The organism is Flavobacterium sp. (genome assembly GCF_031537875.1).
Taxonomy (GTDB): Bacteria; Bacteroidota; Bacteroidia; order Flavobacteriales; family Flavobacteriaceae; genus Flavobacterium.
This window is the reverse complement of record NZ_JAVKNB010000009.1, coordinates 38,989-65,866: the sequence shown is the minus strand read 5'-3', so window position 1 is coordinate 65,866 and position 26,878 is coordinate 38,989. Positions and strand designations below refer to the sequence as shown.

20 protein-coding genes are annotated in these 26,878 nt (G+C 32.6%); 12 read left to right on the top strand and 8 right to left on the bottom strand.

Annotated elements, in window-relative coordinates:
• Positions 1-7 precede the first annotated feature (7 nt).
• From RMR09_RS04100 to RMR09_RS04090, 3 genes are read right to left on the bottom strand one after another with little or no spacing between them, the layout of a single operon-like run.
• Positions 8-790, bottom strand: coding sequence for a polysaccharide deacetylase family protein (locus RMR09_RS04100; RefSeq protein ID WP_310594539.1), 783 nt, complete (start codon positions 788-790; stop codon positions 8-10).
• Entirely contained in the window at positions 787-1,722 is a 936-nt protein-coding gene (locus RMR09_RS04095; RefSeq protein ID WP_310594538.1) for a glycosyltransferase family 2 protein, read from the bottom strand. The genes RMR09_RS04100 and RMR09_RS04095 overlap by 4 nt, the downstream gene beginning before the upstream one ends.
• Positions 1,722-2,879 carry a glycosyltransferase family 87 protein gene (locus RMR09_RS04090; protein ID WP_310594537.1) on the bottom strand — a complete coding sequence of 386 codons (1,158 nt, stop codon included), beginning with the start codon at positions 2,877-2,879 and terminating at the stop codon, positions 1,722-1,724. Before RMR09_RS04090 ends, RMR09_RS04095 begins: the two co-directional genes overlap by 1 nt.
• 201 nt (positions 2,880-3,080) lie before the next feature.
• Here RMR09_RS04090 and RMR09_RS04085 point away from each other — a divergent pair, with 201 nt between their 5' ends.
• The 6 genes from RMR09_RS04085 (at position 3,081) to RMR09_RS04060 (ending at position 9,628) form a co-directional block, all read left to right on the top strand.
• Positions 3,081-4,043, top strand: a complete 963-nt coding sequence (locus RMR09_RS04085) for a lipopolysaccharide core biosynthesis protein rfaS (RefSeq protein ID WP_310594536.1) — start codon at positions 3,081-3,083, stop codon at positions 4,041-4,043.
• 87 nt (positions 4,044-4,130) lie between these two features.
• Positions 4,131-5,708: a capsule assembly Wzi family protein gene (locus tag RMR09_RS04080; RefSeq protein ID WP_310594535.1), complete on the top strand. Its 1,578-nt coding sequence runs from the start codon at positions 4,131-4,133 to the stop codon at positions 5,706-5,708.
• 18 nt (positions 5,709-5,726) lie between these two features.
• Positions 5,727-6,293: an L-threonylcarbamoyladenylate synthase gene (locus tag RMR09_RS04075; RefSeq protein ID WP_310594534.1), complete on the top strand. Its 567-nt coding sequence runs from the start codon at positions 5,727-5,729 to the stop codon at positions 6,291-6,293.
• Positions 6,294-6,376: 83 nt separating this feature from the next.
• On the top strand, positions 6,377-7,795 hold the full coding sequence (locus tag RMR09_RS04070; RefSeq protein ID WP_310594533.1) for an HD domain-containing protein: 1,419 nt from the start codon (positions 6,377-6,379) through the stop codon (positions 7,793-7,795).
• A gap of 2 nt (positions 7,796-7,797) precedes the next feature.
• A complete protein-coding gene (locus tag RMR09_RS04065) occupies positions 7,798-8,814 on the top strand; it encodes a COX15/CtaA family protein (protein ID WP_310594532.1) in 1,017 nt (338 codons plus the stop codon).
• Positions 8,815-8,857: 43 nt separating this feature from the next.
• The gene (locus RMR09_RS04060; RefSeq protein WP_310594531.1) at positions 8,858-9,628 is read left to right on the top strand and encodes a CDP-alcohol phosphatidyltransferase family protein; all 771 of its coding nucleotides are present in this window, start codon (positions 8,858-8,860) and stop codon (positions 9,626-9,628) included.
• On the opposite strand, the gene RMR09_RS04055 is transcribed toward RMR09_RS04060, so the two are convergent.
• From RMR09_RS04055 to RMR09_RS04045, 3 genes are read right to left on the bottom strand one after another with little or no spacing between them, the layout of a single operon-like run.
• Entirely contained in the window at positions 9,629-10,384 is a 756-nt protein-coding gene (locus tag RMR09_RS04055) for a LytTR family DNA-binding domain-containing protein (RefSeq protein ID WP_310594530.1), read from the bottom strand. It lies immediately after the preceding gene.
• A gap of 51 nt (positions 10,385-10,435) precedes the next feature.
• The gene (locus RMR09_RS04050) at positions 10,436-10,753 is read right to left on the bottom strand and encodes a 2TM domain-containing protein (protein ID WP_310594529.1); all 318 of its coding nucleotides are present in this window, start codon (positions 10,751-10,753) and stop codon (positions 10,436-10,438) included.
• A gap of 14 nt (positions 10,754-10,767) precedes the next feature.
• Positions 10,768-12,102: a 2TM domain-containing protein gene (locus RMR09_RS04045; protein ID WP_310594528.1), complete on the bottom strand. Its 1,335-nt coding sequence runs from the start codon at positions 12,100-12,102 to the stop codon at positions 10,768-10,770.
• Positions 12,103-12,306: 204 nt separating this feature from the next.
• On the opposite strand from RMR09_RS04045, the gene RMR09_RS04040 reads away from it, so the two are divergent.
• The 3 genes from RMR09_RS04040 to RMR09_RS04030 all read left to right on the top strand — a co-directional run bounded on the left by RMR09_RS04040 (position 12,307) and on the right by RMR09_RS04030 (position 14,717).
• Positions 12,307-12,861 carry a sugar O-acetyltransferase gene (locus RMR09_RS04040; RefSeq protein WP_310594527.1) on the top strand — a complete coding sequence of 185 codons (555 nt, stop codon included), beginning with the start codon at positions 12,307-12,309 and terminating at the stop codon, positions 12,859-12,861.
• Positions 12,862-12,966: 105 nt separating this feature from the next.
• A complete protein-coding gene (locus tag RMR09_RS04035) occupies positions 12,967-13,506 on the top strand; it encodes an IS1096 element passenger TnpR family protein (RefSeq protein ID WP_310594526.1) in 540 nt (179 codons plus the stop codon).
• A 152-nt stretch (positions 13,507-13,658) separates the two neighbouring features.
• Positions 13,659-14,717: a nucleoid-associated protein gene (locus tag RMR09_RS04030; RefSeq protein WP_310594525.1), complete on the top strand. Its 1,059-nt coding sequence runs from the start codon at positions 13,659-13,661 to the stop codon at positions 14,715-14,717.
• A gap of 41 nt (positions 14,718-14,758) precedes the next feature.
• On the opposite strand, the gene RMR09_RS04025 is transcribed toward RMR09_RS04030, so the two are convergent.
• Positions 14,759-15,823, bottom strand: a complete 1,065-nt coding sequence (locus tag RMR09_RS04025; protein ID WP_310594524.1) for a hypothetical protein — start codon at positions 15,821-15,823, stop codon at positions 14,759-14,761.
• 109 nt (positions 15,824-15,932) lie between these two features.
• Between RMR09_RS04025 and RMR09_RS04020 the strand changes: the two genes are divergently transcribed.
• From RMR09_RS04020 to RMR09_RS04010, 3 genes are read left to right on the top strand one after another with little or no spacing between them, the layout of a single operon-like run.
• Positions 15,933-17,765, top strand: a complete 1,833-nt coding sequence (locus RMR09_RS04020) for a T9SS type B sorting domain-containing protein (RefSeq protein WP_310594523.1) — start codon at positions 15,933-15,935, stop codon at positions 17,763-17,765.
• 24 nt (positions 17,766-17,789) lie between these two features.
• Complete coding sequence (locus RMR09_RS04015; protein WP_310594522.1) at positions 17,790-22,127, top strand: T9SS type B sorting domain-containing protein; 4,338 nt, start codon at positions 17,790-17,792, stop codon at positions 22,125-22,127.
• 56 nt (positions 22,128-22,183) lie between these two features.
• Positions 22,184-24,964, top strand: a complete 2,781-nt coding sequence (locus RMR09_RS04010) for a T9SS type B sorting domain-containing protein (protein ID WP_310594521.1) — start codon at positions 22,184-22,186, stop codon at positions 24,962-24,964.
• Positions 24,965-25,042: 78 nt separating this feature from the next.
• Here the strand turns inward: RMR09_RS04010 and typA are convergent, their stop codons facing one another.
• The gene (gene typA / locus RMR09_RS04005; protein WP_310594520.1) at positions 25,043-26,839 is read right to left on the bottom strand and encodes a translational GTPase TypA; all 1,797 of its coding nucleotides are present in this window, start codon (positions 26,837-26,839) and stop codon (positions 25,043-25,045) included.
• Positions 26,840-26,878 lie beyond the last annotated feature (39 nt).

Sequence of the window (26,878 nt, the reverse complement as noted above, 5' to 3'; positions counted from 1 at the left end):
TAATATGCTAATTGAGTTGATTTTGCTCGATAAATGTTCTAAATGTAGCGAACTGGTTTTTATTTTGCTTCAACCAGATGATGAAATCATCTAACCGTTCTGCCATTTTATGCCCCGAATTTTTTGATACATAACTTGGAAAATTATAGGCTTCTTTATTATCTAAATCCGTAAATTCCCAAGGATGGAAATAAATATTCAAATAACCATCATTTTTCAAAGTCCATTTTGCCAGAATTTTATAAACCCAAAGTGGTAAATTATGAAATGACAACCAGAACAAAGGGAATCTAATTATGGGACTAACCGATGCGGGAATTTGCCACACTCCTTCTTGTTTGAAAAAAGTTCTTGGTTGATCAAAATTATTATATCGACCAGGTAAATAGGTTGGATTAATCGATGAATTGTATCGGTATCCAGCTTTGTAAATTTCTTTTTCGTCAACAGGCTGCATTCTTGGCATTCTGAATCCGATAATTTCTGCATTTGATAGTTCTTCTAATTTCTTCTTAGAATTAACCAAATCAACCACGTCAAAGGAACTATGATAATATGTATGAGACGCTAATTCATGACCTTCATCAACAATTCTTTTTAATAGTTCCGGAATATGAATCGCAAAAGTAGCAGTTGAAAAAAAAGTGGCTTTAACTTGGTGTTTTTTTAAAATATCCAAAATAATCCTTGTACCAATAGTCGAAACTCGAATTTGATCTTCAAACGAAATTTCTCTATTGTATTCAAAAGGCATGTCAAACTCCTCTATATCAAAACTTAATAAAATCATTGATAGTTCGTATTTTTTACTAAATAGTTAGGTCTCCCTTTTGATTGCATGAAGAGTTTACCAATGTAAATCCCGATTATTCCTAAAACAATCAAATTTAAACAACCAAAAAATACAATCGCGGTAATTACAGATGCCCAACCTGAAATTGGATGTCCAAAATAAAGACTATATCCTACATAAATAGAAAAGAAAATAATAGAGAATACAGACAACCCTAGACCTAAAAAGACTGCAAAATAAAGCGGTCGTGTACTAAATGAAGTGATGCCTTGTATGGCAAATCGAATCATTTTTGAGAGGGTGTATTTACTTTTGCCAGAGTACCTTTCTTGCGGCATATAATCCACCGCAAACTGACTAAAGCCTACCCAATTAATAATCCCTCTAATGAATAACTCATTCTCAGTAAAATCCGAAAAAACCTCAGCCACCCTTTTATCTATCAATCTAAAGTCAGCCGTACCAGGTTCGAACTTAATCTCTGATAGCTTATTCATCAAACTATAAAACCATTTAGATGTTTTATTCTTGAAATATGAAAGTGATTCTGTTTCGGCTCTTACTGTATACACTACGTCATATCCTTCTTCCCATCTAGCAATAAGTTCTGGTATTAATGCAGGTGGATGTTGCAAATCGCCATCCATTGAAATTACGGCATCCGAATTTAATTTAGCATAATCAATTCCTGCTTTTAAAGCATTTTGATGTCCAAAGTTTCTTGAAAGTTCAATATAAAATAGATTGTCTTGATTACGTGCTAAATTTTTTAATTTAACAATAGTACCATCTCTACTTCCATCATCAACAAATAGTATCTTAAAATTATAATTCAAAGAAACAATCACTTCATTAAGAGACGATAATAATTTCTCAATGTTTGATTCTTCATTATAAGACGGAATGACTATAGTAATATTTTTCCTCATTAAATTTCTATTTTGTTCTGATTCGAATTAAAAAATAGCATTTCATAAATGATTCTACCCCAAATTAATACACAAGGTAACGCTTTCAAAGCATAAGGCCTAATATAGGTTTCTCTTAAGAATCTTGGAACAATATCCGAAGGAGAAAAACTAGTTAGAATCATGGCAAAGATAAATAAAAACCAAGTGGTTTTAGAGATTGGTTTTTCTTGCAAAACAAACCAAATAGCTACTCCTACAAAGGCAATGATATACGTTGGACTTTCTGAACCAGAACTAAAAATAACCGTAAAAATTAATACCGAAGCCAATAATAGTAATCGGAATTTTTCATTGGAATACAACTTTAGACGAAGGTAAGGTAACCCAAAAAGAGCTAGTCCAGGTATCAAGAATAACAGATTTGAGAGCTCGGGAGCATGAAATATTCGTCTAAACATTCCCATAACTGAAATATCTTGCATCGAATCTAAACCAGCGTTTTCGTTGTTTTTTTCTACCAGTCTAAGCATCCATTCTTTGTAACTATTTAAGATAAACTCTGGAGACGAAATAAGCATTGGCAACCCAAAAAACACAAGGGACCAAAGTAATAATGAAAGTATGAATTTTGGTTTATTTTTTGAAAAGAAAAAGAATGCTAAACCAACCACACCGTATAACTTTATAAATGTTCCCAATGCGATACAGAACGCTGCCCAAATGTCTTTTTCTTCAGTAATATAAACATAACTAAGAATAATTATGGCTGTCATAATAGGATTAAACTGAAAGCCTAAAATTGCAGTTAGAAATTCATGAAAGCAAATCCAAAGAATTAAATTCACTTTTTGAGCATCTACTGGGATTTTAGTTATGGCATACACTAAAACTGCAGCGTTGAACACAGCCCAAAGTGGCATTCCAATACTATCCGGTAAAACTGCAAAAGGAGCAATAAAAAGGCTAAAAATGGGCCCGTAATGATTCCGGTCAAAATACAACTCTGGATAAAGACCATACAACGATTTTTTCTCAATAGTATGAAAAAAAACATGCTTAAAAATCAAATAATTATTATATTTCCCTATAACAAACTGCTTAATAGCTGCTACTAAAGCAACTACTAACCACAAGCCAATAATTATTTTTCTGTTTTTAAGAAAACTAAAATTCATTATTAATAAATTTAAAAATCACTTTTACAATCTAAAATATTTGAAAATTCCATTAAATGAACTAACTAATTCCTAGTCAATTAATTTAATTAAAAATTTCATTCGCAAAAATACTATATTTAAAGATGTATTTAATTTTATTTTCCTAATTTGTAGACTATATTTGCTAAATATTTTTTTGAGATAAAAACCAAACTGTTTATGCTAATAACAATAATAAGTTACGATGAATGGAAACTAAATTCTGACATCATTGTGAATCTTCAAAAAAAAGGACATACTGTAAATCATATTGATTTCAATCAGTTTAAATACAAATACCCTAATTTTTTATTTAAAATATATAACTTTTTTTTAAAATATGCTTTTAATATAAATTTAAAACATATTCATTTTGGCAAAAAAATCATTGAAAAATTGGATTCAATGGACAAAATTCAAGATGTTATATTAATTACAAGAGGTGACTATATTGATGCTAAATACATTCTTAAAATAAAGCAATATTCAAAAAAATCAATAGCATATTTCAACGATAATATTCGAAGATATCCCAAAATAATAAAAATAATTCCATTATTCGATCAAGTCTATTCATTTGAAAAAAGTGATTGCGAAAAGTATCAATTGAAATTTATCACAAATTGGATTTGTGATTTTCCCGAGATCACAGATACTCCTCAAATAGCAAAATACAATGTCTTTAATATTAGCACGAAAGACAATAGACAAAATACTATCAAAAGAATTGCTAACGAACTCAAAAACAATACTATTAAATCGAAAATCATTATTTACAATAAGACGAAAAATAAAAAAGAAGCTAATATAGATTACATAACCAACAAAATTCCATTATCGACTGTAAAGGAATACATAAAGCAATCGGATGTTTTACTTGATGTAAATAAAAATGGACAAACAGGATTGACTTTTAGAGTTTTTGAAAGTTTAGGATGGCATAAAAAATTAATTACTACTAATGAAGACATCAAAAATTATGATTTTTATAATCCAAATAACATATTAGTCATTGACCCAAAAAAACCGATTATACCAATTTCATTTTTTGAAACTGAATATGAAGAAATTCCATCCCATATATACAATAGATATACACTAAATAATTGGGTAAATACAATTTTTGAATTAGAAAATCATTAAACATAATAATTAAAATTCAATTAGATCCTTAACATGCCTCCTATCAAAAATAAACAATTCAAACAATATACTTTCTTTAGTAAAAGTATGAATATAAAATATTTTTTTCTAGCTCTAGTATTATGTACCTCTAAAGTAATTTGTCAAAACATCCCAATTGGGGCCATTGATTTAGCCGAACAAAGAGCTCGAAACGAACAGCTATTAGGAAAAGGAGACTCCTTAGTTTCTTTTACAATGAGGCCTTTGACACAAAATGTATCCTCAGATTTTCAAAACAAGTTTGTATTTCATTACCTACCTGTCAATCTCAAACAACAATACACTTCTTTTGCGCCAATAAGTCGAAATGATGGGGCTATGATACCTGCTAAAGGATATCAAACCCATTTTAAAGCAGGAATTCAAGCTAGTTATGGCGCGTTAGAAATCCGGATCAACCCTGAATATGTGTATGCAGCAAATCGAAATTTTGAAGCTTTCCCTACAACCGAAACTAACAATATTAGATTCGCATATATTAGTTATTTAAATCACTCGGATATTCCTGTTCGATTTGGAGACAAAGCCTATCACTATTTGGGTTGGGGACAAAGTAGTGTTAAACTAAACTATAAAAATATAGCTATTGGGGTTTCTACAGAAAATTTATGGTGGGGACCTGGACTGTACAACTCTTTAATAATGAGCAACAATGCTCCAGGATTTTTACATTCCACCATTAATACCAGAAAACCAATTCAAACTTTTATAGGAAGTTTTGAAGGACAATTAATTAACGGAAGACTCGAAAATTCAGGATTCGACAATCCAATCGAAGATTATATTGTTGATGGAGTAAATTATAAAATTCCGAAGCAATCTGAATGGAGATACCTGTCTGGATTGTCTATTAACTACCATCCCAAATGGGTCCCAGGTTTGTTTGTTGGTTTGAACCGTGTTTTTCAAATTTACAATACCGATTTAGGAAAGCAATTTACTGACTATTTTCCAGTCATAATTCCCTTTCAAAAAGCAAACTTAAATAATGAAGATGCTAAAAACAGGGATCAATTAGCCTCTGTTTTCTTACGTTGGGTAATGAAAGAATCGAAGTCTGAAATTTATGTGGAAAGTGGCTGGAATGACCACTCCTCAAATCTTTTAGATTTATTTGATTCTCCATCTCATTCAAGAGCTATTTTATTTGGATTTGGAAAAATATTCATGTTAAACTCAGATAATGATAATTATTTGAAATTTAATTTTGAACATACTCAATTACAACAAAGTGCAGACAGAATTGTTAGACCTGCTGGTGCTTGGTATGAACACGGAAGTGTTCTTCATGGCTATACACAAATGGGGCAAGTTATTGGGGCGAGTATAGGCCCAGGAGGTAATTCGCAAATCTTAGATTTTAGTGTTTGGAATAAAAACAAAGTATGGGGAATTCAATGTGAAAGATATGCCCACAACTTAGATTTTTATTATGATGTTTTTAGTGACTACAATCGAAAATGGGTCGATTTGAATTTAAACACTTATACCTACAGACGTATAGGGAATATAGGTATTCAAGCAAAATTAAATACCTCTTGGATGCATAATTATCAATGGCAATTGGACAACAATAAACTGAATATCCAAATTCAGTTTGCTTTGCAATATCATTTACAATAATAAACTAAACCAATTTAGATGGACATCAATCAAGAAGTTTTCAATGCGTTTGAAGTAATTAAAAACGGAGGAATTATACTCTATCCTACTGATACTGTATGGGGAATTGGTTGTGATGCTAGCAATCCTGAAGCGGTGGCTAAAATATACCAACTCAAAAAAAGAGCTGAAACTCAGAGTATGATTTGCCTAATGAATGGAGAAAAAATGATGTACACTGTTTTCAAAGATATTCCAGAAGTAGCATGGCAAATTTTAGATTTATCTGAGAATCCTACCACTTTAGTCCTTGATAATCCGAGAAATGTAGCGCCAAATTTAATCGCTCCTGACCGTACCTTAGGTATCCGATTAGTGAAAGAACCTTTCTGTTTTAAATTAATGGAGCGAATGAAAAAACCTTTAGTTTCAACCTCGGCGAATATATCGGGGCAACCCACTCCAAAATCATTTAAAGAAATTAGTCCCGAAATTATAAAAGGTGTGGACTATGTTGTAAATTTGGCGCACGAAAAAATAGCAGGAAAACCTTCTACCATAATTAAATTAACGAGCGATGCTCAGGTGAAAATTATTAGAAAGTAATACAATATAATTTGAAAATTTGAGAATTTGAGAATGTAGTATAATTTTCAAATTGATTAATTTTCAAATTCTCAAATTAATAGATGAATCATAAATCAGCCTTACATAACAAAATCTTCGAAGTAATTGCCAAAGCTTCACAAGAACTCCAAGTAGAAAGCTACGTTATTGGTGGGTTCGTGAGGGATTTTCTTCTTGGAAGAGATTTCAAAAAAGACATTGATATTGTTGCCGTAGGTAGTGGTATCGAATTAGCATTAAAAGTATCCGAGTTACTTCCTAAAAAACCGAAAGTACAAGTATTCAAAACCTATGGTACCGCAATGCTCCGTTTTGAAGATACTGAAATCGAATTTGTTGGCGCCCGAAAAGAATCCTATCATTTTGAGAGTAGAAATCCTGTTGTTGAAAACGGCACTTTAGAAGATGATCAAAACCGTCGTGATTTTACAATAAATGCCTTAGCATTATCCTTAAATTCAAATACGTTTGGAGATTTAGTAGATCCATTCAATGGAGTAAATGATTTGGAAAATAAAATCATTAAAACACCACTTGATCCAGACATCACCTACTCTGATGACCCTTTGCGAATGATGCGTGCGATCCGTTTTGCAACTCAATTGAATTTTGAAATTGAAGAAAATTCACTAGATTCTATTACCAAAAATGCAGAACGAATTAAAATCATTTCAGGAGAACGCATTGTGGATGAATTAAATAAAATTCTTTCAACCGAAAAACCTTCTATCGGATTTTTATTATTATACAAAACGGGACTTTTAGATATCATTTTACCTGAATTAACTGCTTTGAATCAGGTCGAAGAAATCGAAGGTCATACGCATAAAAACAATTTTTATCATACGCTTGAAGTGGTTGATAATATTTGCCCGAATACGGATGATGTGTGGTTGCGTTGGTCCGCTTTATTACACGATATTGGAAAAGCACCAACGAAACGCTTTAACAAAAAACAAGGTTGGACGTTTCACGGACATGAATTTTTAGGTGGGAAAATGGTCAAAAAAATCTTTGAAAGACTACACATGCCGTTGAATCAAAAAATGAAATTTGTTCAAAAAATGGTCATGATGAGTTCCCGACCTATAGTCCTAGCTGAAGATATCGTAACCGATTCTGCTGTGAGACGATTGGTATTTGATGCAGGAGAAGATGTTGATAATTTGATGACGCTTTGCGAAGCCGATATCACCACTAAAAACCCTGCAAAATTCAAAAAATACCACAATAATTTTGATATTGTCCGCAAGAAAATTATTGAAGTAGAAGCTCGAGATCACGTTCGTAATTTCCAACCTCCTATTTCTGGAGAAGAAATTATGGCGATTTTTGATTTACAACCTTCTCGCGAAATTGGTACATTGAAAGAAGCGGTCAAAGAAGCTATTTTAGAAGGCGAAATACCTAACGAATACGAAGCTGCCTATAATTTTGTTTTGAAAAGAGCTGAAAAATTAGGATTAAAAAAAGTAAATTAAAAATGAAAAAATATTTTCTTCCATCGGCAAAGACAGCTCTAGTTTTAGTGTATTTAGTTATACTAGCTGGTGCATTAGTCCGAATGACAGGTTCAGGAATGGGATGTCCAGATTGGCCAAAATGCTTTGGATATTACATCCCTCCTACTGAAGAAAAAGAATTACTCTATACTGTTGGAAAAGAATATTCAAAAGGACAAGTTATTATTAAAAATGAAAGTCTTTTAGTGGCTAAAGACCATTTTGTTGCTCCAAAAAATTTTGAAAGTACGCATTGGGAAAAATACACTAAACATGATTACGCTATTTTCAATCCATTACACACTTGGGTAGAATACCTCAACCGATTAGTTGGGGCATTAGCCGGTATGGCTTGTCTAGTAGCTTTGGTTTTCTCTTTCGGTTTCTGGAAAGAAAACAAAAAATTGATTTTCTATTGTTTACTCATTTGTTTTTTAATGGGCTTTCAAGCTTGGTTAGGAAAAACAGTCGTAGATTCTGTTTTGAATCCGTATAAAATCACCACTCACATGTTGGCTGCATTGCTAATTGTAGCGGTTCAATTGTATGTCATTTATTCCGTTCAAGAAAACAAAAAAATAAAAACCTTTGATAACGAATTCAAATGGGTTTTATATGCAGCATTAGGATTAACTGTTGTTCAAATCATTTTTGGAACACAAGTTCGAGAATCAGTTGATGCCATTACAGAATTAGGTTTACCCAAAGAAGTTTGGATACAAAATCCCAAGGGCGGTTTTTATACTCACCGAAGTTTTTCAATTTTAGTGGTTTGTGCCAATGCGTTTTTGTTTTGGCGAAATAGAAAACTTACTTTAGGATTTGACAAAATGAATTGGATAATAGGATTGCTTTGCATCGAAATCCTATCAGGTATTGCAATGTATTATTTTAACTTCCCATTTGGCTCTCAGACCATTCATATCGCAATGGCTACCCTACTATTTGGCTTACAACTCTATTTAATATTAGAAAACAGCAAAAAACATTCTAACTAATTACACCGACTATAATGTCACAATATCGTCTTAACCATAATTAATGTCAAAACTAGCTGCCCAAGATAAATTTATTGATTTATCGGATTATGGAAGACCCTTTGGAAAATTACTTGCTAATGCGCTAAAGAATACCCGCTTTACTCCTATCCACGTTACACTTTTGTTTGGAATTGCTGGACTAATAGCAATTTATTGTATTCTTAATGAATACTATTTATGGGCAGGTTTTTTTATCGTTTTAAAATCGGGAATTGATGCGGCTGATGGCGAATTGGCTCGCTTAAAAAATACCCCTTCTTATACTGGTAGGTATTTAGACAGTGTATTTGATATTATATTGAATTTTCTGTTTTTGATGACGATTTGTTATGTGTCAAAAACTTCTTTTGGGCTGACATTAATTGCTTTTTTTTGTATCCAATTACAAGGTACTTTATACAATTACTATTATGTAATTCTTCGAAACAAATCGGTGGGTGGAGATACTACCAGTAAAGTTTTTGAATATAAATCTCCGAGAGCTTTGCCTGGAGAATCACAAAAATCAGTTGATATCTTGTTCCGAATTTATACTATCGTGTACGGTGGATTTGATAAAATTATTCACGCTTTGGATAATGATGCTTACAAAGTCAAAACCTTTCCGAATTGGTTTATGACTTTAGTGTCTTTATATGGATTGGGTTTCCAATTACTGATTATCGCCGTGCTTTTACCATTGGGCCAAATCGAATGGGTCATTCCGTTTTTTATAGCGTATTCTGTTTTGATTTTTATTTTGATTGGGATTCGAAAAATCTATTTCAAATAATTAACCCAGCCAATCTTTAAAGTCCGCAACGCGTTCCCGAGCCACAATTACTTCTTCGCCCTTATAAGTTGGCAAACTAATTTTTAACCTCGAATTAGAATAAACTTGAATTTCTTTGACTGACTGCATTGGGATAATAAATTTTCTACTAATGCGATAAAATTCTTTAGGATTCAATTCGGCTTCCACAATTTCTAAACTACTGTCAATCAAATAATCACGATTGTCTAGCGTATGAATATAAGTTCCTTTGTTTTCGCTATACAAACACTCGATTTCAGCAACATCAATCACTTTGAGTTGTTGCCCTATTTTTACGGAAAAACGTTTTCTATATTCTCTTTCAACTGGATTGACAAGCATTCTCTTAATGGCTTCAAAATCTAAACTTGAAATGCCATTTATTTGAAATTGATTTTTGAATTTTGCAATTGCAGTAGCCAATTCCTCCTCGTCGATGGGTTTTAATAAATAATCGATACTATTCAATTTGAAGGCGCGCAAGGCATATTCATCATAAGCAGTTGTAAAAATCACGGCACTTTTGATATCGATTTGTTCAAAAATTTCAAACGACAAACCGTCTGACAATTGGATATCCAAAAAAATCAAATCGGGTTGCGGATTGCTTTGGAACCAAACTAAGGATTCCTCTACCGAATGCAATAATGTAGCAATTGAATAGCCTAGTTTTTCTATTTTTCGCTGTAACAAACGTGCCGCTGGTTTTTCGTCTTCGATGATGATGATGTTCATTGTAAATCCATTTCAAAATTCAACATTCGTTATTCAATATTCGATAGTGAGTTACTCCCACTTATTTACATTTTGCTCTTTTTCCATCAACTCTTTTATTTTACGTTCTTCCCAATCTTTCCCAAGAATAAAATACGGAACAAAAGTAGCCATTCCGTGAGCTAATAAACCTATTCCCCATCCAAATGCAGTAAAGAAATTTTTGAATTGAAAATAACTTTCTCCTGGGCTAAGATTTTGGATATTAATAATAACAATCATACTATTAATAACCACATACACAATGGCGTGTGTATAAAATCCTTTTAATTTTTTAACTTTTTTTACCGCTTCTTCGTATTGAATTTGGTCTTTATTTATAATTTCCATAGTATTTAAGATTATTATTCCCAGTTATGCTTCTTTTCTTTGTTTATTATTTCTTGTATTTTTCGTTCTTCCCACGATTTTCCGTAACCAAACACTCCAAATGCGTGAAAAGACAATCCCAATCCCCAACCCAACATGGGGAACCAAAACCATTGAAATCCCCAATAGGTGAAATAATTTGCTAATGCCAGTGAAGGCACTATAATACAATAGGAAGTTAAATTCCCATAAAATCCTTTGAGTTGTTCTACACGTTTTTTAGCTCGAGCATACGCCATATCTTCTTTTGTAAAGTTAGTTGATTTCATTTTTGAAATTTGTTTGGTTAAGATAGGTAAATACACTTTGAACGATTTTTCGTCTTGGACAATTTTAACTTTTCGCTCGGTCAATAACGCATAGCGATTGACAATATTTTGCAAACCAACTCCTTTCCCGTCAGTAAGCACTTCTTTCTTTTGCCAATTATTTTCGATGACCAATTGATTGTCTTCAACACTAATTTTAATATGCAACGGTTTTGAACTACTCACAATATTGTGCTTGATGCAATTTTCTAATAATAATTGAAGTGAAAGTGGTACTACTTTAGCATCCGCATTAGTATTTTCAGGCAATGCGTACGAAATACTATTCTCAAAACGCATGGCTAATAATTGCATGTAAATTTTGGCGAAAGCCAATTCTTCTTCAACAGCCACTAATTCTTTATCCTTTTGTTCTAAAACATAGCGGTAAATTTTAGATAACGAAGTCGTAAACTTTTGTGCGTTTTCGGGATTTTCTTCAATCAATGAACTCAAGACATTCAAGCTGTTAAACAGAAAATGAGGATCAATTTGATTTTTCAAACTTTCAAATTGCGCATTGGCAGTAGTGGCTATTATTTTTTGTTCTTTGACTTTGGTTTCTTGTAAAGCTTTGTAAAAATAGAAAGCATGTATACATAATGAAACAATCAAAAAAATCACCACTGGAATAAGGTACGAACTTGCTTTTTCATTTTCAATATAAGTTGTAAATGATTGCTTTTCAACAATAACCTCTTCAAAAATACGCAACAGAAAAACCACAAAAAGTGTGATACAAAAAGTACTTATAAACCCTACAATTAATCGATTGACTGTAAAGCGATTGTTTGCATAAATAGTGTCCAACAAAATAAATACCGCAGCATTAGCATAATATAAACTAAAACCATACAGCATGGTATATCCAAAATTCACCCAAAATGAATCATTTAAGGAAATAGTTACTCCAACTAAATACTTAATAAGTAGCAGAGCAAAAAATATACTTAGCGAAATCACAAGTGCTCTAGGAAATTCCTTTATTAATTTATCAATCATCTCTTTTGTATTAAAATAAAAGTTGTTGCAATAAGGCAACCAAACTTAAGGTTAATAAAATAACTATTCGGATCATACTTTTGTTTTTTGATGAAGCAAAGTTGCACTAAAGAAGTATAGCATAAAAATAAGAAAAACCGAATTGTCAAAAAACGAAGATGAATTGTAGATTGTTTATATTTACAGCACTAGAATTTACTTTTCATGAAACCAGAAAAAGAAAAAATAATGGACGGAAAACCTTATCCATTAGGTGATTTAGATCTTAAAAAAGACCGCCGGAAAGCCAAAAACTTATTACATCGACTGAATGTTACGGAATACCGAATGACAAGGAATGCGCGATTGATTTTGGAAGAATTACTACCCAATGCAGGTTCTAACCTATACATTGAACCTCCATTTTTCTGTGATTATGGATACAATATCTTGTGTGGAGACAATGTGTTTTTCAATGTGAACTGTGTCGTTCTCGACGAAAACAAAGTAACTATAGGTTCTAATGTGCTTTTAGGTCCCGGAGTCCAATTGTACACCGCCTCTCATCCGCTTGAAGCGCAAATGCGTCGCACTCATAAAATTTCAAAACCTATCTCGATTGGAGACGATTGTTGGATTGGCGGTAGTGCCATTATTTGTCCTGGGGTAACAATTGGCAATGGCTGCGTTATCGGAGCAGGTGCTGTTGTGACAAAAGACATTCCCGATTATTCTATGGCATTAGGCAATCCTGCCAAAGTGATTAAGAAATTAGAATAAAATACTCCCATTCAACTATTTAAAATCTTTTCAACAAAACGTAAATCACAATTCGTAATTAGTAATTAATAATTTACCTTTGAACTTTCTATAAAAACAACGATTATGGTTTATAAATTCAGAGTAATTCTAGACGCAGAAGAAGATATTTTCAGAGATATTGCAATACTAGCTGAAGATACTTTAGAAGATTTACACAATGCTATCTTCAATTCATTTGGATTTGACGGAATGGAAGTAGCTTCTTTTTACACTTGTGACGATACTTGGAATCAAGAAGACGAAATTCCAATGTTTGACGCTGGTGATGTTCCAGGAGAGCAAACTGTAATGAGTGATTACAAATTATCGGATCTGTTAGATAAAGAGAATACTAAAATTATCTATGTGTATGATTTTATCAATATGTGGACTTTCTTAGTAGAATTAGCTGCAGTTGAAGAACCAAAATCGGGTGCTATTTATCCTGAAACAATATTTTCTCACGGAGAAATGCCTGACGAAGCTATTGAGAAAAATTTTGAAGCCGATATGCACGATGACATCTACGGTGAATTTGAAGATGATTTAGATGAAGATGACTTAGATATGTTTGAAGGCGACGACAGCTTTGAAGACTTCGGATACGAAGAAAATTGGAATTAGGCCTCTCCCCAACCCTCTCCAAAGGAGAGGGAGTTTATATCAAATTAAAATAAAGACTGATACTTTTTGCTCTTTCTAAATAAAAATTAACTTAAAAATACTGTCCAGTTCTTGACACCTACCCTTCGGGGAGGACGGGAGGGGCTAAAGCTATGATTAACTTATTCAACACCCACATTGATTCTCTTTCTATACACCGCGTAGGAAACAAGAGCCGCAACGAAGCTATTTTTTTATCGGAACAACTCTTTAATCTCAATGATGAAATTGTTCCGTTGATAAAGGAATTTTTCTTTAAACCTTTTAGAGAAAAAGAAGAAAATTACTTTCAGTTTGCGCACGAAGTGGATTTGGATTACAATGAAATGTACAAATTTGCCTCTCAAATTTTCGAGAATCCGTCGAATGTTCATGAGGTTTCAAAACAAATTACTAAGCATTTATTTGAGCAATCCAATCATCCTCACATCAAGAATGGTGAAGTGTATGTTACCTATTTAACCAACCTCGCTATTGACAATAATGTAGTCGATGCAATTGGGATATTCAAAAGTGAAATTCAAGCGGATTTCTTGCAATTTGAAGAAAAAGACACCCACCTTGAAATGATTTTACAACACGGGGTAAGTCTGAATAAATTAGACAAAGGATGCTTGATTTTCAATTACAAGAAAGAAGAAGGATATAAAATCCTAACCGTAGATAGTAACCGTTATGATGCACGTTATTGGCTAGAACATTTCTTATCTGTAGATGCTTTCGAAGATGAAAATTACATCACTAAAAAGTATTTGAAATTCTGTCAAGGCTTTGCTAAAGATGTTGTTTTTCCTGCCGAAGACAAAAAAGAAGAAGTCATGTTCATGAATCGTTCTGTGAATTATTTTGCCAAAAACGATCAATTTGAAGAAACTAATTTCTTAAACGAAGTTTTAGATAATCCCGATTTGATTCCTGAATTCAAAAACTATAAAGTAGATAAGGGAGATAAATACAGTATTGAAGATATTACCACCTTCCCTATTGCCAATGCAGCGGTTTCTGATGCGAGAAAGTCCATCAAAAACGTGATCAATTTAGATACACACATCCAAATCAAAATGGATTTCATTAATCCTGAAAGTGCTGAGAAATTTGTAGAAAAAGGCTGGGACGAAGAAAAGCAAATGTATTATTACTTGGTCTATTTCAATAAAGAAGAGAAAAATTAAAAAAAATCCCCGATGAGTATTCATCGGGGATTTTTTTTAGATCAATATGATTTAAACGGATTGACATTTTTGAAGTTTCGGGTAATGTACTGAAATGACGCATGCATAATATTACCCATCGATTTGGCTTTTTTGAAATTCAAATCATTGGTGTACCTATACAATTCCATTTTTAATTGCTCTAAATGCTCTGGGGTCGACAGCTTATCATCTCCCATAATTTTCAACAGACGCTTGATTCTATTTTCGGCCGAGTGAATTCTTTTAGCCAAAACAGAACGCTCTTCATTTTTATATTGGTTGATAGAACTTTCTTGTAATTTGTCTTTTACCAATTTCACCATAGGATAATTCTCTTTAAAAAACTGAGGACGGTACACTTTAAAATTTCCTTCATAACATTGTTGGTCAAAGTCAATGGCGCGAATTCTATAGACTACTTGGTCAAAATCATGAATTGGAATCACCACATAATTATAAGCACGCATATCACCAAGTAAACGAATCATAGAACGTTCGTTGAACTTCACAAACTCTTTAGCTATTTGAGATTTTTCCGTTTCGGTACAATTCTTCAAGTGATTATTGATAAATACATCCCCCGCAATTCCCATAATATGCTCTTCGATTAAAGTATCTTGATGAACCAAAAAGTTGATTTTATCAGGCGATAAAATGTGCTCTAATTCCAAACCGTAAACGCGAGAAGCATCCGCTTTTTTTACATAAAAATGGGTATAGTTATCATTAAGTACGTTTCTTACTTTAATTCGGAAAGGCTTTGAATTCCCAAACGTACAATAGTCAATGGAATCAACATTTAAAAATTTAATAATCTCTAGATTTCCATCAGAGTGCAACAAAGAATAGATTTTTTTGAGCGTTAAATCAATTTCTTCTCGCTCAAATTCATTGTAATATACTCGAATCCACAATGTGTCCCTATCCTCTTTGTCATAGACATTAATAGAGCCTGAAAAACGCAATAAATCATCATAGGATATAGGGAATTTAGAAATTCGATCAAATCGTTCGAGATAATCTAATAGTGCCTCATTAATTGGATAAGACGGCTTTTTAAAAATCATCAAAGGTTCTTCGCTCATTGGGAGTATATTTATAACAAATTTACTGAAATTTTTGCTGAAAAATAATTTTTGGTTTCCTTTTCCGTTAGTACATCCAAAAAGAGATTTATAGTATCTTTGTTTTGTTATGAGTAGGATAAAAATCGTATTTATTATTATAGTATTTTGCTGCTTCCCAACCTGGGTTTCGGCACAATCAATAATTGTAAATGATAACCAAACGGCTAATTCCTTAGTACAAAAGTTAACCAATAATAGTTCTTGTATTGGAGTATCAGGTGAAATTGCAAAGGGAGAACCGAATAGTAACTCGAAAAACAGCTATGGCACTTTTGACTCTAATGGCAGTACTTTTTCTTTACCTTCAGGAATTGTTTTAAGCACTTGGTCTAGTAAAAATTCTGAAGGACCTTACACTAACCTTGGAGGAGGCACTAATTGGTTGGGAGACTCGGACATTAATTCCGTTTTAGACATCAATTCAAGAAATGCAAGTTCACTAGAATTCGACTTTATTGCTCAAACCAATTATTTAAGCTTTAATTATATTTTTGCGTCCAATGAATACATAAAAGATAATCCCTGTAAATATTCAGATGGGCTTGCTTTGCTAATTAAAGACTTAACAACTTCAGGCTCTTATAATAATTTAGCTGTCCTACCTGACGGAACAGCCGTTTCTTCCAATAACATTCATCCTGCAATAAATTATTCGGACACTTTTACTAACACAAAATGTGATGCGAAAAATGAATCTTTTTTTGGATTATTCAATACTACTAACCCAAGTTTAAGTCCTTTAAATTATGCTGGTCAAACTTCCAAATTAACTGCTAAAACAATTTTAATCATTGGTCATACTTACCACATTAAATTAGTGATAGCAAATGATCGAGATAATGACAATAACTCGGCTGTGTTTGTTGAAGCAGGTAGTTTTACTTCTAAAATAGATTTAGGAAAAGACCGATTAATCGCTGATAATACGGCTATTTGTAATGGAGAAACTTTTGAAATTAAAACCAATATGTCAAGTACTGGATATACTTTTAAATGGTACAAAGACGGCTTGACTACTCCTTTAACTGGAGAAACAAATCCTTCACTCATGACAACCCAAGCAGGCACTTATAAAGTTGAAGCTACCGATTCAAGTGGATGTAATTTTATTGGTGAAATCAAAATTGAATATACAACAGGAATGGGTTTAAAAGACGTAGCTCTTGCTAAATGCGATGATAATGGTACTGGGTCGGCATTCTTTGACTTGACTTCATTGAATACAATAATTACTAATAATAACCCTGATACTACTATTTCCAATTACTACGAAGACAGTAATCAAACCATTGAAATCACAACTCCAACCGCATTCGAAAAAACCAATTCAGGTGACCAAACAGTATATGCCAAAGGGGTTAATTCAAAATTTAGTTGCACAGAAACGGCTCAAATTACACTAAAAACACTCACGAGCAATCCTGTCCTAGGAAATCTACCCTCACCTGTCATTAACGAATTTGCAGGAGGAAAAAATTCTATTGAACTAATTACTCCTTCAACAAATACCACATTTGAATTTTCAATAGACGGAATCAATTACCAATCCAGCCCTCTTTTTTTGGATATAAGCAGAGGAAATTATATCGCTTACATAAGAAACCGATCGAATTGTGACTATGCCACTTACCCATTTACCATTTTAGACTACCCCAACTTTTTCACACCAAACGGAGATGGTGCCAATGATGTATGGAAAGTAGATGGTTTAGATTCATACCCCCTTGCTACAATTTATATTTTTGATCGATATGGTAAACTCCTCAAGCAAATGGATGCCAATTCTGTAGGTTGGAATGGAACTTTTAATGGCTACCCTCTTCCAGCTACTGATTATTGGTTTCGATTAATATTAAATGACAATCAAGTTGTTAATGGACATTTTAGCTTAAAAAGATAAAAGTATTTTTGCTATTTTTAGCAAATGAAAAAAATACCACTACTTTTCATATTATTGTTATCGCTAAATTGTCTTGCTCAATTTAGTAAAACACATTATATACCACCATTAACAACAAATAGTAATGCTGGGGTAACTCCTCAGGATCATTATATTTACATTTCTACTCCAAGTATTTCAAATATTAATTTTAAAATAATTCAGATTGGAGGTACAACAATAACAGGTACTGTAAGTAAAAGTACTCCATACATTTATTCAATTGGATCTGGCGAAAACACACAATTATTTGTACCCAGTTCTAGTACTGGTTTAGTAATTAACAAAGGTTTTATTATTGAAAGTGAAGGGTTAATCTACTCGAGTATTAGAACTAATGCTGGTAGTGGAAATCAAGCTGGAGGATTAGTTACTAAGGGTGTTAGTGCCTTTGGTAAAAGATTTAGAGCCGGTGCCATGTTAAACTCTTCAAATATAGTTGGGTTATTAAACTTTTTTTCGGTTTTAGCTACAGAAAATAATACTAGCATTACTATTTCTAATATACCTAATGGAACGTTATTAGCCAATGGAACCACTTTTAATGGTCCTTTCACAATAAATTTAAACAAAAACGAAAGTTATATTCTAGGTATAAATGGAAATATAGGAGGTAATATTATAGGCGCTTTAATAGAATCTAATAAGGATGTTGTTGTAAACAGCGGTTCTTTTGGTGGTACTAACGATCCCTCGACAGCTTCTGGAGCTGGAAGAGATGTCGGTTTTGATCAAATTGTCGGGTCGGATAAGATTGGTAAAGAATACATATTCATTAGAGGACAAGGGACTACTGTATTAGAACGTGTTTTAATAATTGCCGATGAAGATAATACCGAAATTTATGCCAACGGAAGCACTACTCCTATCACAATAATTCAAGCAGGTCAAAATTATATTTTTGATGGTAATGCATTTGTAAACAATAATTTATATGTAAACACTACTAAAAAAGTCTTTGCCTATCAAAGTATTGGAGGGACAGCTTCAAATGCAAATCAAAATTTATTTTTTGTTCCACCTTTGAATTGCTCTACACCAAAAATTGTTGACAATATACCGCAAATCAATAGGATTGGAAATGTAAATTATGATGGCGTTGTCAATGTAGTTACTGAAAATGGAGCATCTGTATTAATAAATAATTTACCAATTGGTGTAAATCCTATCACTATTACAGGAAATCCTGATTTTGTTTGTTATACCGTTAATGGTCTTTATGATGATATTGCTATTAAATCAACAAAACAAGTGTATGTTTCATATTATGGAACAAGAAGCGCTGCAACTTATGGTGGCTATTATTCTGGTTTTGATATCAAACCAGAACTTACTATTCAAAATACTACAACAATTTCAGGAAGTTGTTTACCTAATATCACCTTAACAACTACTCCTGATCCAGATTATACTTTTCAATGGTTACAAAACGACACTAATATTTTAGGCCAAACCTCAAACTCGTATATTCCATCTACCCCTGGTTATTATCAAGTTAAAAGGAGTATTCCTAATTGTAATACCAACAATGTATCTGACAAAATCCCAATCAGCAATTGTCCAACTGACCTCGATAATGATTCAGTTGCCGATAACATTGATGTAGATAATGATAATGATGGAATTTCAAATTGCACAGAATCATTTGGAAATTTAGGTATAGACCTTAGTGCAGCTAATATTACAAAACAAACCTATTCAAATACATTTTCAACTAATATTGCAACATCATCATTAAACAACTCCGCTGTTATTACCCCTTTTATTGGTAGACCAAATGGAGATTTTATAAGCGAAGTTCCTGCAGGAAAAGGGAATAGTTTAGAATATAAAATCAATTTTGCTAATCCTATTTCTTTAGCTTTAGAATATGTAAATACAGCTAATAGTGCTGACTTAATTAACTCAGACAGCGAATTTATTATCAAATCAGATATAAACAAAACGGTAACAGTATTGAATCCAAACAATCAGTTATTGATCGATACTAATTATGATGGGATTTATGAGAGTGGTGTTACTCAATATTCTTCTTTTGAAATACGTTTTAGACTCAATAGTAGTACACCCCTTGCCGCTGGAACAGGAAAGTTTAGTTTTCAATCGTATTTAACCTCTTCCCTTACTTTTATCCATTCCAACTTATCAGATACGAATAACAACAAAGCTACTTTCTCAATAAAAGCTACTTGTATCCCTAGAGATTCTGATTTAGATGGAACTGCTGACCAATTGGATTTAGACAGTGACAATGATGGTATTACAGATATAATTGAATCACAACCCAACACAGCTGTTAACTCATCTAATTTAGACACTAACAAAGATGGACTTTATGATGTTTTTGGTTCAGGCACAGCCCCTTTAGATACAGATAATGATACTGTTTTTGATTATTTGGATTTGGATAGCGATAATGATGGTATTTATGATAAAGACGAATCAGGAACCAATTCTATTAATCAAGATATAGACAATGATGGGATTAAAAATTACAGAGAATTAGACAGTGACAATGATGGCTGTTTTGATGTAATCGAAGCAGGCTTTTTAGATCCTAATGGTGATGGAGTTTTAGGAAACACATCTCCTGCGACCATTAATACTAATGGAGTTGTAACAAGCGGTACGGGTTACTTAAATCCTAACACGAATTACATCACAGCTGCTCCAATTAGTATAAATACACAGCCTCAAATTAATCCTACTTGTGAATTGCAAAACACTTCTATTTCGATTGTAGATAATGGAGGAAATACATATCAATGGGAACAATCTTCTGATGGTATCAATTGGAATAACCTTTCAGATAATACTACTTATTCTGGAGTACGGTCCAACACATTAAACATTAATCGAGTAAGTAACTCAATGAATGGTTATCACTATCGTGTTCAACTAAGTAAAGTTGGTAATAGTTGTGGATTACTATCGAATGTAGCTACTTTAACTGTATATCCTTTACCATCATTATCACCAACCATAGATTTAAAACAATGTGACGATAATGCAGATGGAATATCTAACTTTAACCTGACAGAAAAAAATAATTTTATTTCTACTAATGCGGTAAATGAAACATTTACGTATTATACTTCTCCAATTGGAGCTCAAACTAAAGACAATGCTACATTAATTGCTAACCCAATTGCTTATACTAGTAATTCTAATAGAATTTGGGTAAGAGTTGAAAATGCAAATGGGTGCTTTAGTACTTCAGAAATGAATTTAACCGTTTCATCCACACAAATTCCATCTACTTTTAAAAGAGAATTTAAAACCTGCGATGATGCAATCAGTTCAATAAGTACCGATACAGACGGAATTTCTAAATTTGATTTTAGTAGTGCTACAGCTGATGTTCAGCAATTTCTAATTCCTCCTTTAACTAATTATGCTATAAAATATTACCGCAATGAGGCCGATGCATTAGCGGAAACCAATGAAATCATCAATACCACAAATTACAGAAATATCGGATATCCAAATGAACAAGAGATATGGATAAGAGTAGAAAGTATTTTAGATAATTCGTGCTTTGGTTTAGGACCGCATATTAAATTAATTGTAAATCCAAAACCAAATATTGATACTAATGAAGATGGACACGACAATAAGTTAGTATGCTCTAACTTACCTTCTTTCTTTGTAGAGCTTAATGCTGGAATTACCGATGGTACTCCTACTACGAATTATTCTTATGAATGGAAAAAAGACGGAGTAATATTAAATTCAGAAACTAATTCAACATTAAATGTAAATTCAAATGGAACTTATTTAATTACCGTATCAACACCATCAGGATGTTCTAGAACAAGAACTATTCAGGTTACAGCTTCAGATATTGCTACTATAAATAGTGTTACTATTGTTGATTTAACAGATAATAATTCCGTCACAATAAATGCTTCGGGAAAAGGAATTTATGAATACAGTCTAGACGCTCCAGTTGGTCCGTTTCAAACATCCAACTTATTTGAAAATGTGGCTGCTGGTATTCATGATTTATATGTTATTGACACCAATGGTTGCGGAACGATTACAGAAACCGTAGCTGTAATTGGTGTACCAAAGTTTTTCACCCCTAATGGAGATGGATTTAATGATTTCTGGAATGTCAAAGGAGTAAATAACATCTTTAATTCTAAATCAATTATTTACATTTTTGATCGATATGGAAAATTATTAAAACAAATTCTTCCTTCAAGTCAAGGTTGGGACGGAACGATAAATGGAGAACCTATGCCAGCTGATGATTATTGGTTCACAGTAAAACTAGAAGATGACCGAGAAGCAAAGGGACATTTTAGTTTGAAACGATAATACTATTAATTAGTTATACTACAACTATTTGTCTAAATTTGAATTTGCTTAAATACATGAAACCAAAGTTTTTACTTTTAGTTGTAATTCTTATATCTAGTACTTCTTTTGCTCAGAAAGAAGCTGCTAATTGGTACTTTGGTGATATGGCTGGTTTAACATTCAATTCTGGATCTCCAGTTGCGCTATTAAATGGTCAATTAATTACACGAGAAGGTTGTGCTAGTATTTCTGATAAAGATGGTAATATTCTTTTTTATACTGACGGGTCAAAAGTATACAATAAATTACATCAAGTAATGCCTAATGGGTCTGGTTTACTTGGGCATGTATCAAGCACACAGTCTGCTATTATTGTACCAAAACCTAAAAATCCTTACATCTATTATATCTTTACAGTAGACCAACCTCTAGCAGAAAATGTTGATGAAGACCTACTAAATGATGAAGATCCTCCAAATAATGGTTTAAATTATTCACAAGTCGATTTAAGATTGAATAATGGATTAGGAGATATTGTTACTACTGAAAAAAATATTCATTTAATTACTTATGATCCACAAAACACCGAAGAAGTAAAATTTAAATGTTCTGAAAAAATAACTGCAGTACAACATGGTGACGGAATCTCGTTTTGGGTTATTACCCATTTTTTAGATAATTTTTATGCATTTAAAGTAAGTACTACTGGGGTAAATAAAACACCTGTAAAAACAAACACTCCAATGAATGTACCTCTTGGTGGATATCATTCCAATGCTATTGGCTACCTAAAAACTTCCCCAAACGGAACAAAATTAGCTATCGTAAATTCTTCTTTAAAAACCAATAATGAGTTAGGTCCAAAAGGAGAAGTGAGGAGAAATACAGGTGCTGTTTGGCTATTTAATTTTAATACTTCAACGGGTACAATTAGTAATGGTATTGCTATTTTAAGTGGTGCAAACCCATATGGGGTAGAATTTTCTGCAAAATCAAAAAAATTATATGTAACCACAAATCTATTTAATTCAGAAGGAATTAGTCAAGGTAGTTCGGTATTTCAATACAATTTAAAAAGTGACAACATTATTAGTTCGAAAATTGAAATTACAAACTCATACCACGTAGCAGGTGCCTTACAACTCGCAATTGATGAAAAAATATACCGATCAGGCTATTCTGTTTCTCAAGATGGCTATGACAAGCTTTCTGTAATCAACAATCCAGAATCAGACGGAACAGATTGTAATTATATCCAAAATCAAGTTGATTTAAAAGGACGTAAAACCTATCTAGGATTACCTCCTTTTATAACTTCATTATTTCTTTATTCATTTAATTATGAATTCAATTGTGTAGGGCAAGCTACACATTTTTATATCAGTTCATCAGAAACAACTGATAGCGTACTTTGGGATTTTGGAGATGGAACTACATCAACCGATAGAAATGCATTTCACACTTATCTCACTCCTGGAGATTACAAAGTATCTCTTATAAAAACAGTAAATGGAGAAAATAGAGAACCTATTGAAAAAACAATTACCATATATGAAATTCCTAAAACAACGATTACTCCGTATAAACTGATTCAATGTGACACACAAGACTCTAATCCAACCGATGGATTGGCAACTTTTAACTTAGCCCTCTCGAGTAACGCTCTAAGTATTGGACAAAAAGAGGTTCAGATATATTACTACAAATCTATATTAGAAGCAAATGAAGATACAAATAATCTAAATTCATTAAACTTAATTTATCGCAATACGATTCCAAACGAAGTAGTGTATGCCAAAATAGTATTACCGTCTGGATCGTGTTATAGTATTCAAACTATAATTCTTCAAGCAAATAGAAATATATCTATTTTACCTGTTTCTATACACGAATGTGCTAATTCTGATGGTAAAGCTGAATTCGATTTGGAAAAAAAAACAATTCAAATCCGTAGTGAATTGAATCTCCCACAAAATGTAATATTTACATATTTTGCTAGTAAAAATGATGCTGAATTGGGGACTAATCCCTTAGCAATAAAATATATTTCAAATTCGAAGACACTTTATATTAGAGCCGAAAATGAAGACGGGTGCTTTGGGACGGGCCAATTTGATATTATTGTAGATCAAAGTCCATCTATTCAATTAAAAAGCTCTAAAATACTTTGCGAAGGAGTAAATAATTCTGTGATTTTAGATGCTGGAATTATTCCTCCAGCAATTGAAAATGATTATTCCTATTTATGGAATACTAATGAAACCTCTGCTACTATTAGAGTCAATCGAGAAGGAAACTATAATCTTGTGGTTAAAAATAATTTTAATTGTACTGCAACTCGAAATGTTACAGTTATTCTTTCAAAACTAGCTAGAATTAATTCGCTAAAAATAAAAGACCTACAAAAAGAAAATCAGGTTTTTATTATTCTTGACAACCCCACTTCCTATCGATTTAAAATTATTTTTGAAAACGGAACAGAGACTACCTTCCAAGATGAACCAATATTTGACAAGGTACCTGGAGGTCTACATCAATTAATTATTGACAACAAAGATGGATGTGGAGAAATAAATTCTGAATTAGTAATTTTAGAAGCACCCTTATTTTTTACCCCCAATGCAGATGGATATAATGATTTTTGGAATTTAAAGGGTACAAATGGAACCTATGCGATACAATCTACAATTCACATATACGATCGTTATGGCAAACTAATCAAAGAAATAAATACCTCTAATCAAGGTTGGGACGGAACCCTAAATGGGGAACCTATGCCAGCAGATGATTATTGGTTCACAGTAAAACTAGAAGATAACCGAGAAGCCAAGGGACATTTTAGTTTGAAACGATAACTAAATCGTGTATTGATTTCAAAAAGAAAACCACCAATTTTCATTGGTGGTTTTTCTATAAATGAGATTCTAATATCTTTAGATTTTAAATCTTTTTCTATCTGTTTCTGTCAAATAAATTTTTCTCAAACGAATACTTTTTGGAGTTACCTCAACGTATTCATCTTTTTGAATGTATTCCAAAGCTTCTTCTAATGAGAAAATAATTGGTGGAATAATTCTTGCTTTTTCATCATTTCCAGAAGAACGAACATTCGATTGTTTTTTTGCTTTCGTTACGTTGATACACATATCATCGCTACGAGAGTTTTCTCCAATTACTTGTCCTTCGTAAATTTCATCATTTGGATTAACGAAGAATTTACCACGATCTTGTAATTTATCAATAGAATAAGGAATCGCTTTTCCGTTTTCCATAGAGATTAACGAACCATTGTTTCTTCCAGGAATTTCACCTTTAAAAGGCTCATATCCAATATAACGGTGTGACATAATCGCCTCACCTGCAGTAGCAGTAAGCAATTGATTACGCAATCCGATGATTCCACGAGATGGAATATTGAATTTAATAATCATACGATCGCCTTTAGCTTCCATTGAAAGCATTTCTCCTTTACGAATAGTAACAAATTCTACTGCACGTCCAGAAAGATTCTCAGGTAAGTCAATAGTTAATTCTTCGATTGGCTCACATTTTTTACCATCAATTTCTTTAATGATAACTTGTGGTTGACCAATTTGTAGTTCATACCCTTCTCTTCTCATGGTTTCAATAAGAACAGACAAGTGCAATACACCTCGACCAAAAACCATAAACTTATCAGCCGAATCCGTTTCACCCAACTTCATCGCTAAGTTCTTCTCTAGTTCTTTTGTTAATCTTTCACGGATATGACGAGAAGTAACAAATTTACCTTCTTTACCAAAGAAAGGTGAATCGTTAATAGTAAACAACATACTCATTGTTGGCTCATCAATGGCAATTGTTTGTAATGCTTCTGGATTTTCAAAATCAGCGATAGTATCACCAATTTCAAAACCTTCAACACCAATAATAGCACAAATATCTCCCGCAATTACTTGTTGTACTTTTTTACGACCTAGTCCTTCAAAAGTATGTAATTCTTTAATTCTTGATTTTAAAATAGTTCCGTCTCTTTTTACTAAAGAGATTGGCATACCTTCATTTAATATACCTCTTTCTAAACGACCGATTGCGATACGTCCTGTGAAAGAAGAAAAATCTAATGAAGTAATAAGCATTTGTGGAGTTCCTTCAGAAACTTTAGGAGCAGGCACATTAGCAATTACCATATCTAATAATGGTTCGATGTTTTCTGTTTGATTTTTAAAATCATCAGACATCCAGTTATTTTTAGCTGAACCATACACAGTTGGGAAATCCAATTGCTCTTCAGAAGCTCCTAATTCAAACATTAAGTCGAATACTTTTTCGTGAACCTCTTCTGGAGTACAGTTTTCTTTATCTACTTTATTAATAACCACACATGGTTTTAATCCAAGATCAATTGCTTTTTGCAATACGAAACGTGTTTGTGGCATTGGTCCTTCAAAAGCATCTACCAATAGACAAACTCCATCAGCCATATTTAATACACGCTCTACCTCACCACCAAAATCGGCGTGACCAGGAGTGTCAATAATGTTGATTTTTGTTCCTTTATATACAACAGAAACGTTTTTTGAAGTAATTGTGATTCCTCTTTCACGTTCTAAGTCGTTGTTATCAAGGATTAAGTCACCTGTATTTTCGTTGTCACGAAATAATTGACAGTGATACATAATTTTATCAACCAAAGTCGTTTTACCGTGGTCAACGTGGGCAATAATTGCAATGTTTCTAATAGATTCCATCTGTGATTTTTAATGGGTGCAAAGGTACACTTTATTTTG